Raw genomic sequence first — 15293 nt, 5'->3', positions numbered from 1 at the left:
CGGGGGATTGCTTTGCCTGCCGCCGTCGCCCATAGATTGCGAGGTGCCCCGTGACCGAGCGCCATCACCTGATCGAGCTGACCGCCGAGATCGTTGCGAGTTTCGTCTCGTGCAATCCGCTGCCCGCCGCCGACCTGCCCGGCTTCATCTCCAGCACGCACGCCGCGCTCGCCGCCCTGGAGCATGCCGAGGAATCCGCGGTGATGGCGAGGGCGGTCGTGCCTATCGAAGACTCGGTGCATGACGACTACCTCGTATGCCTCGAAGACGGCCGCAGGCTCAAGTCGCTCAAGCGTCATCTGTTGCGCCGCTACGGCATGACGCCGGAGCAGTATCGAAGCAAGTGGGGCCTGCCTGCGGACTATCCGATGGTCGCGCCGGCCTACTCGGCCTTGCGTTCGAAGATTGCGAAGGCGCATCCCGCAGGCGCCGTGGTGCGGCGGCGTTCCGGCAAGGCTTGAAAGGCATGAGGGGCTGGCGGCAGGGCTGACGTCAGGCGAGAGGCTCGGCTCATTCACCCATTGGGGGGATATCGAAGCAGCAAGGCTTTCGCGCATGATGGCCATCTACACTCAGTGGATGGCGCCTTGAAACAGACTGACATCAGGTCCAGGGAATCGCAGTGCGCGGTGCTTGCCGGCCGCGCGGGCGAAACGCTGCTCGTGCCGGTCGAGGACCGTTGGCGCAGCCTGCCGCAAGCGGCGCATGGCGCTGCCGTGGCGGAGCGCATTCTCGCTGCGAGCTGGAGTCAGGATGCCGGCGAGTCGCGCGAAGCGTCGTGCTCGCGCATCGACGGCTATTACACCGTCGGCATTGCGCTGACGCCCGCGACGGTGATGTTTCAGCATGAGCGCGAGATCGTCTGTGACGGGCCGGTGCTGCAGGGGTCGATCCAGATCACCGCACCGGGCGCGAGCGTCAAGGCATGCCACGCGTCGCCGTGCCGCGTGATGCATCTGTTCATCGCGCCGCAACTGCTGGCGCGACGTTATGACGAAGCCGAGGGGCAGCTCGACCCACCGGAGCGCCTCGCGCAGAGCCCGGCCATTTTCCGCGATGTGGCCATCGAGCGGCTCGCGCTCGCACTGGAAGCGGCCAATCCGCTTGCCGATGCATTTGGGCGCGTGTTCGCGGACAGCGTCTGCGATGCGATTCTCGCCCGCCTGCTCTGCACCCGCACGGAGCGCGTGTCGGCGCGTGCGAGCCCACGACGCGCGCAGTTGCCCAAATGGCGCTTGCGCCGTGCCATCGACTTCATCGAAGCCAACCTCGCCAGCCCGATAGGACTGGCCGATGTTGCCGCGAGCGCCGGTCTGACGCGCATGCATTTCGCCGCGCAGTTCCGCTCGACCACCGGCTACTCGCCACACGCGTATCTGCTGCAGCGTCGTCTCGAACACGCGCAGACGCTGTTGCGCGATCACGATTGCAGCGTACTGGACGTCGCGCTCAGTTGCGGCTTCAGCTCGCACGCGCATTTCACCTCGGTATTCAAGCGCATGACCGGGGAACCGCCCAACGTGTGGCGCGCGAGAATCCGCAACGGCGCGTCGCAAGACGCTATCGCTTCAGCGGCAACGGCAACCGCAACCGCAACCGCAACCGCAACCGCAACCGCAACGGCGCTCGACCAGATCGCCTCGCTCCATGCGTCTCCATCAGACGATTCACGCTCCGGCCCAGCCCGCGCTATTCGTCGGCGTTGACGCGATGTAAGCCGGTTGAAGGCCGGTCATTGCTGAATCACAACCCGACCATTACCGAAACATAACCGAATCATCACGCTTTTTCGTGGCACCCGGTTTAGTCTGGGCGGCATCGCTTCGTTGAGCGGTTGTGACGATCAGATGTCCGAGGGAGCCCGGAATGAACGATGCCGTTGCTGACGAAAGCCTTCCAGAACAAGCCAGCGATCTGGCGATGGACGCCGCCGTCGCGCTGGAGCAAATGCACTTCGGCGCGGCGCGCCTGCTGGCACAAGCCGCGCTCGAAGTCGAACGCCGCCTTGCTGGCGCACCGATAGCCGTCGACCTGTTGCCCACCTGCATCATCGCCCAGGTGCTCTACGAAGAAGGGCGCCTCGATGACGCCGAGGCGCTGCTGGTCGCGCGGCTGCCCGAGATTCGCGCGGACGGCACGCTCGCAGGCGCGCTGCGCGCGTATGGTCTGCTGGCGCGTGTGGCCGCGTCGCGCCGCCAATACGGACGCGCCCTCGTGATTCTCCACGAAGCCGACGCGCTAGCCGGACAGCGCGACTGGTCGCAGTTGCGGGCGGCCAGCCTCGCGCAGCGGATCGAACTGTGCGTAGCCAGCGGGCGTGTGGACGAAGCCGAGCGTTGCCTGTCACGACTTGCCGCGCTCGCGGATCAGCAAGACGCGCAACACGGCGACGCAGCGTGCGAGATCGAGCGCTGTCATACGGTGGCGCAGGCGCGGCTCGCGTTGACCCGTGCGCCGCTCGCCGTGGATGTGGCGTCGCTGCGGCAACTGCACGACGAGACGCTACGACGGCGTGAGCGCTACACGTCGGTGTGGGTTGCGTTGCTGCTGGTCGAAGCGCTCCTCGTGTCGGGACAGCGCGATGAAGCAGTCGAACGGCTCAGCGAATTGCTGAGGCTCGCGCCGGCGGTCGGCATGCATCAAACACTGGTGGATTGCACGCCCTGCGTGGCCGCGTTGATGCGCGCCATCGTGCAGCGGCGGGTGGCCCCGGCCGGCGATATCAGCGAGTTGCTATCGTATGCGAATGTGCTGCTGTCACGCCGGCAGGACGGCACGGTGGACGCGGACGACGTCTGCGCCGCCCGTCGCGCGCCGGCCGCTGCAGGTTTGAGCGAGCGCGAGCGGTTGATCATCGGACTCATGGGGCAAGGCTTGTCCAACAAGCAGATCGCCATCCAGCTCAGCATTGCACCCGAAACCGTGAAGTCGCACGCGAAGCGCGTCTATAGCAAGCTATCGGTCAGAAACCGTACCGAGGCGGTGACGCTGGCGAGCCGTCTTGGACTCTTCCCCGTGCCGAGGAGCATGTACGCTTGAACGCCGACTTCTTTGCGCCGACGGCGATTCACTTCGCAGGCTTCCGGCTTGATTTGTCCAATCAATGTTTGTGGCGGCTCGACGCGTCGCAGGCGCCCACGCGCATCGACCTGCCGCCCAAGACCTTTGCGGTGCTGCGCCAGCTCGTCGAGCATCCGCAGCGGCTCATGTCGATCGAGGCTTTGCTCGACGCCGTCTGGCCGGACGTGCATGTGCTGCCGGAAGTGCTGAAGGGGCACATCGTGACGCTGCGGCGCGTGCTTGGCGATGACGTCAGGCAACCGCGTTTCATCGAAACCCATCGGGGTCGAGGCTACCGTTTCATCGCGGCGGTCGATACACCCACGGCGGCGATGGCATCGGGCCATGCCGCGCGGCGCAGCGAATATTTTGTCGAGCGCGTCGCAGAACGGCACGCGTTGCAGAGCGCATGGCAACGCGCGCAGACGGGCCGAAGCCAGTGGGTTTTCGTATCCGGTGAGGCGGGCATCGGCAAGACCGCGCTCGTCGATGAGTTCATCGGCGCGGCGCTCGATCCAGCATCTGATTTCATGCACGGCTCCGCAGGTCTGGAGGACGTGTGCATCCTCAGCGGCGAGTGCATCGAAGGCTACGGCGGCACCGAGCCGTTCTATCCCTTGCTGCAAGGACTGGCTCGCTTGTGCAGAAGTGCCGGCGGCAAGCAGATCGTCGCGGCGCTCATCGACCTGGCGCCGACGTGGGCCGTGTTGCTGCCCGCTCACGTGCCCGCCTCGGCGCGGGAATCGCTGTTTGCGCACACGGTGGGCGCCGGACGCGAACGCATGTTGCGGGAGATCTGCGATCTGCTGGAAGCACTCGCGAAGCAACGTCTGTTGCTGCTGGTGCTCGAAGATCTGCACTGGTCCGATGTCTCGACCATCGACATGCTGGCGGTCCTCGCGGGTCGCCTGAATACCGCGCGGATCATGCTGGTTGCCACGTTCCGGCGCGAAGACGCGGAGTCGACGCAACATCCCGTCATCAAGCTGAGCGATGCGTTGTTGCTGCGCGGCGCGTGCATGGTGCTCGAACTCGCGCCGCTCTCACGCGTGGGGATTGGGACGTGGTTGACGCAAGGCGCCGCGCCCAATCCACTCGACGAAGAACTCGCGCATTTCGTCGCCGAGCGTTGTGGCGGCAATCCGCTCTTCATGCAGGCGCTGCTCGATCATCTGCACGAATGCGGGTGGGTCCGCAAAACCCCCGACGGCTGGCTGCAAACCGCGCCCACCTCGCAACTGCGTGACGCGTTGCCGCGCACCATCGCCCAGGTGTTCGAAGCCCGCATTCAACTGCTCGCTCCCGACGTGCAACGCGCGCTGGAAGCGGCGAGCGTCGCCGGTATGCGCTTTTCGGCGCAGACGGTGGCCGAGGCCGCGGGCATGCCGGTGGCGAATTTCGAAGACCTCTGCGATGGGCTCGCGCGTCATGGTCAGTTCGTGCGTCGCGTGGGCACCGACGAATTGCCCGACGCCACAGTGCAGGTGTTCAGCTTCAGCCATACCTTGGTGCGCGACGTGTTCTATGAGCGCCAGGGTCTGACTCGACGTTCGACCTCGCACCGGCTGATCGGCGAGCGTCTCGAGTGTCTGTATCCAGCGGGCGAGCGGGATGGCATCGCCGCTGCGCTTTGCCTGCACTTCGCCGGCGCGCGGCAATGGGACAAGGCGCTCGACTACGTGCGACGCGCACTGCAAACCGCGAAGGTGCGGCACGCTTACCGCGAAACCGTGGCGCTGCTCGATCAGGCCGACGCTTTGCTGGCGCGGCTGCCCGCCGATGTGCGCGCGCTGCGCCGCCTCGAATTTCTCGAAACCCGCGCGGCGCTGTACGCGGCCGCACACGATCAGCAGGCCGTGGCCGCGTATGTCGAGCTGAACGAACAGGCGGCGCAGCTCGGCCGAACCGATGTGCAGTTGCGGGTGCTGCCGGGCCTCTCGTACGTGTTGAGCTGGAGCGATCAGGCGCGCTCGCTGGAGTGTCTCGACGAAGCGCTGCGCTTGAGCGTGGCGTTTCCCGATCCACGAGTGGGTGCATCGACGCGAATGATTTGCAGCATCCGGCGCGTCTGGACGCGCGGCTGGTCCGCAGACGACGCGCGTGAATGCGCGGTCGCGCTCGAGGTACTGCGCGACACCGGCGATGGCCTCGCCATTGCCAAAGCGCAACTCGACTACTGCATGATGCTGATGGTATCCACGCAGTATCGCAAGACGCTCAACAACGCGCGCACCAGCTATCAGGTGTTGTACGCGCACGCGGTGAAGCATCCCGGCTTCGACATCTCACGCGGAATGTGGATGGTATGTCTGGGCGTGGCGTGGGCGTATCTGTCACTTGGCGAGATGGGCCGTTCGCTCGAGGAATTCGACCGCGGCATCCGGCTCTTTCACGACAACGGCAATTACTTCGCAGCGCGTACGTTGCAGGTTTATCGTGGCTGGCTGCTGGTGCATACGATGGACTTCGAGACGGTCCTCGACCTCGACCGGCAGTTCCGCGCTGCAATGGATCGTCCCACCTCAGGCATGCAGGCACGCGAGCGCACGGCGATGCTGCCGCCGCAGCAACGCGTCTGGACGATCCTCGCGGGGCTCGCCCATGCGGGGCTGAACCAGCGTGAGCAGGCCGCCGCGTGTTTTGCCGAAGCCGAACGTCAGATGGAGCACGAGCCGATCATGTTCGACTGGTACTGGCGGCTCGCGATCGAATGGGGCAGCGTCGATCTCGCGTTGGCCAACGGCGAGCCTGTCACGGCACGGCATCGTGCGCGGCGCTTTCTGGACCAGGCGCTTGCCACTGAGGAGCGCACCTGGCAGACGCTCGCCTGGGACTCGATGGCGCGCGTGTCGCTGCACGACGGCGATCTGGAAAGTGCCGGCGTGCACATCGACGCGGCCTTTGCAGCGGGCGAAGGCTTCGAGACGCCGCTGGTGGCGTGGCGTTTGCAACGCACGGCGGCGCAGTTGTATCAGGCGAGGGGCGACGATGCACAGGCGCTGCTCGCGCGACAACGCTGCGTCGAGGCACGCGCACGCCTCACCGATTCGCTCGGTACGGATTCGAGCTTCGGGCGCCGTCTTTCGGACGATGTGACGACCGTGCTTACCTAGACGCCGGTTTCGAGCGACTCGCGCAGACGATGCCCTGCCGGCAGACTCGCCGTGAGCGCCGCTTTCTTGGCGCTGCTGAGCCCGACGTGCTGCGCCGCCGTCTTCGTTTCGCCGCGTCGGTCGTAGACACGCGCGGCCGTGCGATGGATGCGCCAGTCCGCGAGCGGGGTCTGGAAATGCCGCGTGGCGTCGAGCGCCTGTTCGATGCAGGTCACGGCCTCTTCAGTTGCGCCCTGCGCGAGCGCAACGCGCGCCTGTAGCTCCCACGCCAGACCCTGCCACGTACGTTCTTCCGTATTCTGGGCGAGTTGCACGAGGCTGGCCGCATGCGTTGCCGCTTCGCTCAACTCGCCTTCCATCAGCGCGACGTTCGCGAGTCCCCATTCGAGCGGCAGACGCCAGTACCAGTCGAAGATCACCGGTTGCGTGTCCATGCGCTCCATGACGTTCTTCAGATGCAGACGGGCCGCATGGGTATCGCCGCGACCGGCGCGGGCGAGACCGACCAGCAAAATGGCGAGCCGCTCTTCGGCGGGCAGGATCGACTTGCGGCCGGACAGTTGCGTGCGACGCTCGTCGAGCACCTGTGCGCACGACTCCAGCACCGCGTCGAAGTCGAGCGCATGAAATTGCAGCCAGCAGCGATACAGCGTGAGCGTATCGGCGCCGTACTGATTGCCGTTGTCCGCATAGGTTGCGATGGCGCGGTCGAACTCCTGCTGCGCGCGCCCGAGCTCGCCGAGATAAAGCTGCGTCCACGGCAAGCCGAGCTGCACCATCCAGGTGGCGCGCGCCATGTTGAACTCGGGACGGTTCTCGTCATGCTCGACGAGGAAGCGGTAGCTCGCAAGAATGGTGTCCTGTGCTTCCTGATAGCGCGATGTCACGAGGCACACCATGCTGTACTCGCACAGCGACCATGCTGTCGTGAAGGGATCGTCACCGGCGCGCAGTGCATCGAGCGCGGCGTCGCAGCGGCGCATGTCGTCCGCTGACCAGCCGTGCACCCACATCCGCCAGACGGAGCAGCTTATGCGCGTGCGTGCCTGCTGCTGCTGGTTGGTTTGCCGCTCGCTGAGTTCCAGCGCTTCGTCGATGATCTGACCGCACCGCAACTGGTCCCGCCAGCTATACGCGTAAGCGAGGCTCAACAAGGCGCGGCTCTGGATGTCGATCAGGCCGTGCTGCGCGGCACGCTGCACGAGTTGCTCGCAGGTTTCGCGCGCACGCGGGTCGTGCGCCGCCGCGAAGATCGACGCGCGGCCTTCGAGGAATTCGGTCTCGGCGGCTGCGCGTGCCTCGTTCGGCAGATTGGCCGCCAGCATCATCGCGCGGTCGAAGATGGCGAGCGCGTCGTTGTAGGCGAGCCGCTTCTTGGCGGTCTGGATGGCCATGCGCAGATACGTGAGCGCGTGGGTCCATTGCTTGGCCGCCGCATAGTGCTGCGCCAGTTCGGCAGCGAGACTGCCGCGTGCCTCGGGCGTATGACGTGCTTCGAGCGCCTGCGCGATACGCAGATGCGATTGCGCGGTGCGCAGCATGCCCTGGCGTTCGTAGAAGGTCTGCCGGTACATGGTGTGGCGAAAGCCGTAGGTGCGCGCGAGTGCATCGGGACCGAGCGCCGTGGGCGGCTCGCGGCGAATGAAGCTTTCCTGTCGGCAGAGCGCCTCGCAGATCTCCTCGAAATCTTCCTGGCTCAGCGCGGCAGCCGGCGCGACGCTGCTTGCGTCGAACGTGAGGCCGGCGACGCTGGCGGCTTCGAGCGCGCGTTGCTGATCGTGGGACAGACGCTGGATGCGATGCTCGATCACCTGGCTCAGCGTCAACGGCACTTCGAGTCTCACCTCGGTGGGCGAGAGATGCAGCTTCCAGCCTTCCGGCGTCGATTGGGCAATGCCTTGCTCGACCAGATGATCGAGCGTCGCGACCATGAAGAGCGGATTGCCGCCGGAGCGCTCGCGGATCAGATGGGCGAAACCGCGCGCATGCGCATGCAGCGCTTCGGCTTTCAGATATTCGGCAATCGCGTCTTCGCTCAGCGGTTCGAGCACGATGTCGTGACAGAGCTTCTGCAAACCGAGATCGCGATTGAGACGGCACAACGGGTGCTGCACGACCTCCGCATCCTCGGGGCGGTAGGTGGCGACGATCATCAGCCGCGCGTGGCTGCGATGGCGGGCGAGGGCGGAGAGCATGTCGACGGTCGAGTAATCGGACCAGTGCAGATCTTCGAAGACCAGCACGACCGGCCGCTGCAACGACAGCGCTTCGAGGAATTCGCAGATCTCGCGCAGCATCCGGCCCGCAGCCGCGCCGATCACCTGACGCTGCAGCGCCGCGCGATGACGCTGCGGCACGGAACCGGACAACTGCACGGCCCATGTTGGTGCAATGGCGATCAGGCTGCGCGTGATCGCGTCGCCCGCGTCGCCGCGGGCAAGCTGGGCAAGCGCTTCGAGCACGGGGTAGTAGGGTTCCGTGCCGCCGTAGCCTTCCACGCAGCGCCCGAGCGAAGTCAGCACATCGCCATGACCTTCGACGAATTCGAGGAACTGGTTGACGAGCGTCGTCTTGCCGATGCCTGGCTCGCCCGCCACGAACACGACACGCGGTTCACCCTCGCAGGCTTCGGCGAACAAGGTCTTGAGCCGCGCGAGTTGGGCGGCGCGACCGACGAATTTGCCATGCGTGAGTTTCGCGGCGTTGAGCGTTTCGCCAGCATTAGCCTGGTGCGAAGCCTGTGGTGCACTTTGCAGCGGTGCGATGAAGCGGTAGCCCCGACCGCGCAGCGTCTCGATGAAGCGCGGCTGGGCGGGATCGTCGCCGAGTGCCGCGCGGATCGACAGCATGTGCGCCTTCAGCACCTCCGGTTGCACATGCACGTCGGGCCAGAGCGCGTCGAGAAATTCATCGTGTGTGACGAGGCGTCCGGCGTTCTCGACGAGATACTGCAGCATGTCGTAGGCGCGCGGCGTGAGCGTGAGCCGGCGCTGCTCCCCGTCCGGCGCGAGGTGCCAGATGCACTGGTTGGCCCGGTCGAGCCGGAAAGGCGGGAAGTCGATCACAGTGGTCTCCGACCGGGCAGCTTCTCGTTGAGACAACCTGAATCGCCGTGCGCGTTGCTTGCGGTTAGTGGCTCAGCGGTAGCGGGCGGTCGAGCAGTCATTCGAATGGGCCTTATGACACTTTGGGCGGATTCTATACCCGCCAGATATCAGCGAATACCGTGAGTGGCCGCAAGGGGCGTGCCTTTTGCCGCGGCTTGTGCCGAGCCACCGGTGGTGGCTTGAACCGTCAGACGATTCGCCGCCGCCTCTCATCCACCTAAGCGACCCTCGTCCGCCTCTACCGGAAAATGTCCGCCAGCAGATTCGCCACCGTGCGGATGCGCTCGCTGTCGCGCAGCGCGGGGTGCAGCACCATCCAGACATCCTGATCGAGCGTCTTGATGTGCCGTTCGAGGCAGACCAGTTCGCTCGTCGTGTCGCCGGCGAGTTGCGCGAGCACGCCGAGGCCCGAGCCGCCCATCACGCCGTCGAACACGCCCGTACCATAACTGCTGCGCAGCGTGGGCACGGGCGCCCCCGGCAACGTCTTGAGCCACTGTGTGGCCGGATGATCGGCGCGCCGGTCGTCATACCCGACGAATGACAGCTTGTCCCATTCTTTGCGCGTGATCGCCGTCTTGTGACGCAGGTAGTAGTCGCGCGAGCTGAACAGGCCAAAGCGGATCTTGCCGATCCGCCGCACGTACAGATCGCCCTCATCCGGGCACTCGGACCACAGCGCGATGTCGGCTTCGCGTCGTGCGAGACTATACGGCCGCTGTGATGTCAGCACTTCGATGGCGAGACCCGGCAAGCGCTCCTGGAACGATCCGAGCAGTTTCAGCAGAATGTACGACGGCCATTCCGCCGCGTTGATCCGCACCGTGCCGTGCGGTCCACCGCCGCCGTTGACGTCCGCCGCGCGCTCGATCTGGTGCGCCAGTTCTTCCATCTGCTCGGCCCACGCCAGCACGCGTGCACCGAAGGCGGTCACCGTGCATCCAGAGGGCACGCGGTCAATCAGGGGTTCACCTAGCCGCTGCTCCAGTTCGCTCAAACGGCGCGATAGAGTGGGTGCACTAAGATCGCATGCGGCCGCGGCGGAGCGCATGGTGCCGCCTCGCGCAATGGCTACCAGAATCCGCAAATCGTCCCAGTCTATGTGTTCCATTTTTGAAACGCTCGGTTTTAAAATTTGGCATAGCATATCGTGGATTGCGCGGATAGCATTGAAACCGCTTAAACTGCTCCCAGCATCTGAAGAGAAACATGCAGAGAAACAGTCTGACTGTTTCTTCCAAGAGGATGCAGGCGTGGCTTCCCAATCCATCACACGACTCGGCGGCTACCCGTACATACGGTACGTAGACCGAACGAGCGATACGGAGACAACAATGAATCGCCCTTTCCACCCGGCACGGCGTCGCGTTATCGTAGCCAGCGCAGTCCTGGCTGCAGCGTCCATTCTTCCCATGTCCACGGCATTCGCCCAGGCCGCTCACAAGCCGAAAGTCGCGCTCGTGATGAAGTCGCTGGCAAATGAGTTTTTCCTGACCATGGAAAATGGCGCGAAGGACTACCAGAAGCAGAACCCCGCCAAGTTCGACCTGATCACCAACGGCATCAAGAACGAAACGGATACGGCAGCGCAGATCCAGATCGTCGAACAGATGATCGTTTCGAAGGTCGACGCGCTGGTCATTGCACCGGCTGACTCGAAGGCGCTGGTACCGGTGCTGAAGAAGGCAGTCGACGCGGGCATCATCGTGGTGAACATCGACAACAAGCTCGATCCGGACGTGCTCAAGTCGAAAGACCTGAACATCCCGTTCGTCGGTCCGGACAACGCGAAGGGCGCGCAGAAGGTGGGCGACTACCTGGCCAAGCACCTGAAGTCGGGTGACGACGTCGCGATCATCGAAGGCGTCTCGACCACCACCAACGCGCAGCAACGCACGGCCGGCTTCAAGCAGGCCATGGCGACGGGCGGCATGAAGGTGGTTTCGCTGCAATCGGGCGAATGGGAAATCGACAAGGGCAATGCAGTTGCCGGCCAGATCCTGAATGCGAATCCGGACGTCAAGGCGCTGCTGTGCGGCAATGACAACATGGCGATCGGCGCGGTCTCCGCGGTGCGCGCGGCGGGCAAAGCCGGTAAAGTCCAGGTGGTGGGCTACGACGACATCAGCGCGATCAAGCCGATGCTGGCTGACGGCCGCGTGCTCGCCACCGCCGACCAGTACGCTGCCAAGCAGGCCGTATTCGGTATCGACGTGGCGCTGAAGGCTCTGTCGGAACACAAGAAGCAGTCTGAACTCTCTGGCGTGGTCGAAACGCCTGTCGATCTGGTCACCAAATAAGATCGGCCTGGTGCGTGGCCCGCTGCTGAGCGGGCCACGCTTCCCGATCCTGGTTTCACACTGGTGATGCGATGTCTACCCCAAATCCTTCCTCTGCTGATGCCCCGGTACTGCGTATCGAGGGTATCGGCAAGACCTACGCCGAGCCGGTGCTCGCCGACATCTCGCTCGAGCTGTTCGCCGGAGAAGTGCTGGCGCTGACCGGCGAGAACGGCGCGGGCAAAAGCACCATGTCGAAGATCGTCGGCGGGCTCGTCACGCCGACCACCGGTTCGATGACCCTCGGCGGTGCCGCCTACGCACCCGCCAGCCGGAAAGAAGCCGAAGCACTCGGTGTGCGCATGGTCATGCAGGAACTGAACCTGCTGCCTACGCTTTCGGTGGCCGAAAACCTGTTTCTGAACCGCTTGCCCAAGCTGGGTCCGTTCGGCTGGATCGATCGCACCAAACTGCGCGAGGACGCGCGGCATGCGATGGCGCAGGTCGGCCTCGACGCCATCGACCCGGACACGCTGGTCGGCACGCTCGGCATCGGCCATCAGCAGATGGTCGAGATTGCGCGCAATCTGATCGGCGATTGCCGTGTGCTGATTCTCGACGAGCCCACGGCGATGCTCACCGCCCGCGAAGTGGACCTGCTGTTCGAGCAGGTCACGCGGTTAAAGGCGCGCGGCGTCGCGCTGGTCTACATCTCGCACCGGCTCGAAGAACTGGCGCGCATCTCCGAACGCGTGGCGGTGCTGCGCGACGGCCGGCTCGTGCATGTCGACCAGATGGCCAACGTCAACCCGGACCGGCTCGTCACGCTGATGGTGGGACGCGATATCGGCGAGCGCATCGACCTGGGCGAACGGCGTATCGGCGAAGTCGTCTTCAAGGTGAAGGGCATGGCGCGCAAGCCGGTGGTGCGCGACGTGTCGTTCGAGGTCAAGGCCGGCGAGATTTTCGGCATCAGCGGACTGATCGGCGCGGGCCGCACGGAGTTGATGCGGCTCATCTACGGCGCGGATCACGCGGACGCGGGCGAGGTCTCCATAGCGCATCACGGTGCGATGCAGGTGGTCAAGATCAACTCGCCTTCCGATGCGGTGGAGCAGGGCATCGCGCTCATCACCGAAGACCGTAAGGGCGAAGGCCTGCTATTGACGCAGCCCATCGCGGCCAATATTTCTCTCGGCCATCTGCGCGCGGTGTCGAACAAGGGCGTGGTGGATGCCGGCCGCGAGACGGCGCTCGCACGCAAGCAGATCGATGCCATGCGCATCCGTACCTCGGGCCCGGGGCAACCGGTGTCCGAACTCTCGGGCGGCAATCAGCAGAAGGTGGTGATTGGCCGCTGGCTGGCGCGCGATTGCACGGTGCTGCTGTTCGACGAACCCACGCGCGGCATCGACGTCGGCGCCAAGTTCGACATTTATGCGTTGATGGGCGCGCTCGCCAGAGAAGGGCGCGCGCTGGTAGTGGTATCGAGCGATCTGCGTGAATTGATGTCCATTTGCGATCGCATTGGCGTGATGTCGGCGGGTCAGTTGACGGGCGTATTCGAGCGTGGCGGGTGGACTCAGGATGCGCTGCTCGCTGCCGCATTCGCGGGCTACGCGAAGCGCGAGGAGATCCTGCAGGAACCGATCGAACCCGACGCGAAGGCGCCTGCCTGAACATTAGTGGAGTACTGAAGCATGACCACACCATCCAGTTTTCCTGGCGTGCAGAACGAGCCGCCAAAAAGCGCCAAGCCCATCGGCACGCGCCTCGGCTTCTCGAACTATCTCGGACTGGTCGGCGCGCTCGTCGGCATGATCATTCTGTTTTCGTTCCTGAGTTCGCACTTCCTCACTTACGACACCTTCAGCACCATCGCGAACCAGATTCCCGATCTGGTGGTGATGTCGATCGGCATGACCTTCGTGCTGATCATCGCGGGGATCGACCTCTCGGTGGGCTCGGTGCTGGCGCTGGGCGCGGCGCTCACCAGCGTGGCCGCCCTGCAATGGCATTGGCCGGCGCTGCCGTCCGCCTTGCTTGGCATGGCGGGCGCGACCTTGACGGGCTGCGTGACCGGCGCCGTGACGGTGGCCTGGCGCATTCCGTCGTTCATCGTCTCGCTTGGCGTGCTCGAAGCGGCGCGCGGCATTGCGTATCAACTGACCAACTCGCGCACGGCTTATATCGGCGATGCGTTCGACTTCCTGTCCAATCCGATTGCGTTCGGCATTTCGCCGGCCTTCCTGATTGCGATCGTCGTCATGGTCATTGCGCAGCTCGTATTGACGCGCACGGTGTTTGGCCGCTACCTGGTCGGCATTGGCACGAACGAGGAAGCGGTGCGGCTCGCGGGCGTGAATCCGAAGCCGTACAAGATCGCGGTGTTCGCGCTGATGGGCCTGCTCTCGGGACTCGCCGCGTTGTTCCAGATTTCGCGTCTCGAAGCGGCTGATCCGAATGCCGGTTCCGGCATCGAACTGCAGGTGATCGCCGCGGTCGTGATTGGCGGCACGAGCCTGATGGGCGGACGCGGTTCCGTCACCAGCACTTTCTTTGGCGTGCTGATCATCTCGGTGCTGGCGGCGGGTCTCGCGCAGATCGGCGCGACCGAGCCGACCAAGCGCATCATCACGGGCGCGGTGATTGTCGTGGCCGTGGTGCTGGATACCTATCGAAGCCGGCGTCGTCCCGCGTGATGCGGTGCGCAGGGGAATGAGCATGTCGAAAGAAATCAAGCAGGGCCGCGTCCTCGTGGTGGGCAGCATCAACACGGATCTGGTGGCGCGTTCACCGCATCTGCCGCGACCTGGTGAGACGATCAGCGGTCAGGCGTTCTCGCAGGTGGCCGGCGGCAAGGGCGGTAATCAGGCCGTCGCCGCGGCGCGCATTGGTGCGCGCGTGGCGATGGTGGGCTGCGTCGGCAAGGACGCCAACGGCGCGCAGCGGGTCAAGGATCTGGAGACGGAAGGCATCGACTGCGCGGGGATCGAGGTCGATCCGTCGCAACCCACCGGCGTTGCCATCGTCACGGTGTCGGACGACGGCGAGAACACCATCGTGGTGGTCGCGGGCAGCAACGGTCAGTTGACGCCTGAAGCCGTGGCGCGTCACGAAGCCGCGATCAAGGCGTGCGACATCGTGGTTTGCCAACTGGAAATTCCGTGGGAGTCCGTGCACGCGACGCTCGCGCTGGCGCGCCGGCTCGGCAAGATCACGGTGCTGAATCCGGCGCCCGCCACCGGCCCGCTACCGGCTGAATGGCTGCCGTTGATCGACTACCTCGTGCCCAACGAAGTCGAAGCCGCGATTCTGGCGGGCCTGCCGGTGGAATCGGAAAGCGGCGCGCGCCGCGCCGCCACCGAATTGCAGCGCGGCGGCACCCGTAACGTGATCGTGACGTTGGGCTCGCAAGGGGCGTATCTGTTGCTGGAAGGCGGTGAGGGGACGCATTTCCCCGCGCCGCAGGTGCAAGCCGTGGATACCACAGCGGCCGGCGATACCTTCATTGGCGTATTCGCCGCGCAACTGGCCGCGCGTCAACCGCTGGAAGGCGCGATCCAGCTGGCGCAGCGCGCCGCCGCGATTTCCGTGACGCGGGCAGGTGCGCAGCCGTCCATTCCGACGCGGGCTGAGGTGGATGGCGCGGTGGGTGTTTGAACGTTCTGGCGTCAGGTGAATGGGCTGTGGTTCCCGTTTGACGAGAGCCACAGCCGTCAAAAACGTACTTG

General features: G+C 64.9%; 10 protein-coding genes. 8 read left to right on the top strand and 2 right to left on the bottom strand.

The genetic code is table 11. The features are described from left to right. Window positions 1–50: 50 nt before the first annotated feature. The 4 genes from D0B32_RS01610 to D0B32_RS01595 all read left to right on the top strand — a co-directional run bounded on the left by D0B32_RS01610 (window position 51) and on the right by D0B32_RS01595 (window position 6173). The gene (locus D0B32_RS01610) at window positions 51–461 is read left to right on the top strand and encodes a MucR family transcriptional regulator (RefSeq protein ID WP_117331930.1); all 411 of its coding nucleotides are present in this window, start codon (window positions 51–53) and stop codon (window positions 459–461) included. A gap of 126 nt (window positions 462–587) precedes the next feature. Further along, entirely contained in the window at window positions 588–1706 is a 1119-nt protein-coding gene (locus tag D0B32_RS01605; protein WP_147329462.1) for an AraC family transcriptional regulator, read from the top strand. A gap of 160 nt (window positions 1707–1866) precedes the next feature. Continuing rightward, window positions 1867–3039: a LuxR family transcriptional regulator gene (locus D0B32_RS01600; protein ID WP_117331928.1), complete on the top strand. Its 1173-nt coding sequence runs from the start codon at window positions 1867–1869 to the stop codon at window positions 3037–3039. Further along, window positions 3036–6173 carry an AAA family ATPase gene (locus D0B32_RS01595; protein ID WP_117331927.1) on the top strand — a complete coding sequence of 1046 codons (3138 nt, stop codon included), beginning with the start codon at window positions 3036–3038 and terminating at the stop codon, window positions 6171–6173. Before D0B32_RS01600 ends, D0B32_RS01595 begins: the two co-directional genes overlap by 4 nt. Here the strand turns inward: D0B32_RS01595 and D0B32_RS01590 are convergent. Both D0B32_RS01590 and D0B32_RS01585 read right to left on the bottom strand, forming a co-directional pair. Continuing rightward, window positions 6170–9238, bottom strand: coding sequence for an AAA family ATPase (locus tag D0B32_RS01590; protein WP_117331926.1), 3069 nt, complete (start codon window positions 9236–9238; stop codon window positions 6170–6172). The two genes, D0B32_RS01595 and D0B32_RS01590, sit on opposite strands and share 4 nt — an antisense overlap. A gap of 280 nt (window positions 9239–9518) precedes the next feature. Beyond that, complete coding sequence (locus tag D0B32_RS01585) at window positions 9519–10391, bottom strand: LysR family transcriptional regulator (protein ID WP_117331925.1); 873 nt, start codon at window positions 10389–10391, stop codon at window positions 9519–9521. Window positions 10392–10614: 223 nt separating this feature from the next. Here D0B32_RS01585 and D0B32_RS01580 point away from each other — a divergent pair, with 223 nt between their 5' ends. From D0B32_RS01580 to rbsK, 4 genes are all read left to right on the top strand, one after another. Continuing rightward, the gene (locus D0B32_RS01580) at window positions 10615–11580 is read left to right on the top strand and encodes a sugar ABC transporter substrate-binding protein (RefSeq protein WP_117331924.1); all 966 of its coding nucleotides are present in this window, start codon (window positions 10615–10617) and stop codon (window positions 11578–11580) included. A gap of 71 nt (window positions 11581–11651) precedes the next feature. Beyond that, complete coding sequence (locus tag D0B32_RS01575; protein WP_117331923.1) at window positions 11652–13238, top strand: sugar ABC transporter ATP-binding protein; 1587 nt, start codon at window positions 11652–11654, stop codon at window positions 13236–13238. A 21-nt stretch (window positions 13239–13259) separates the two neighbouring features. Beyond that, window positions 13260–14261 (top strand): ABC transporter permease, encoded by a 1002-nt coding sequence (locus D0B32_RS01570; RefSeq protein ID WP_117331922.1) that lies wholly within the window; start codon window positions 13260–13262, stop codon window positions 14259–14261. 22 nt (window positions 14262–14283) lie between these two features. Further along, window positions 14284–15222: a ribokinase gene (rbsK, locus tag D0B32_RS01565; RefSeq protein WP_117331921.1), complete on the top strand. Its 939-nt coding sequence runs from the start codon at window positions 14284–14286 to the stop codon at window positions 15220–15222. Window positions 15223–15293 lie beyond the last annotated feature (71 nt).

Origin of the sequence: Paraburkholderia sp. DHOC27 (assembly GCF_003429005.1) — a bacterium.
Classification (GTDB): Bacteria; Pseudomonadota; Gammaproteobacteria; order Burkholderiales; family Burkholderiaceae; genus Paraburkholderia.
The sequence above is the reverse complement of the archived record's forward strand: the minus strand, read 5'-3'. Positions and strand labels throughout refer to the sequence as shown.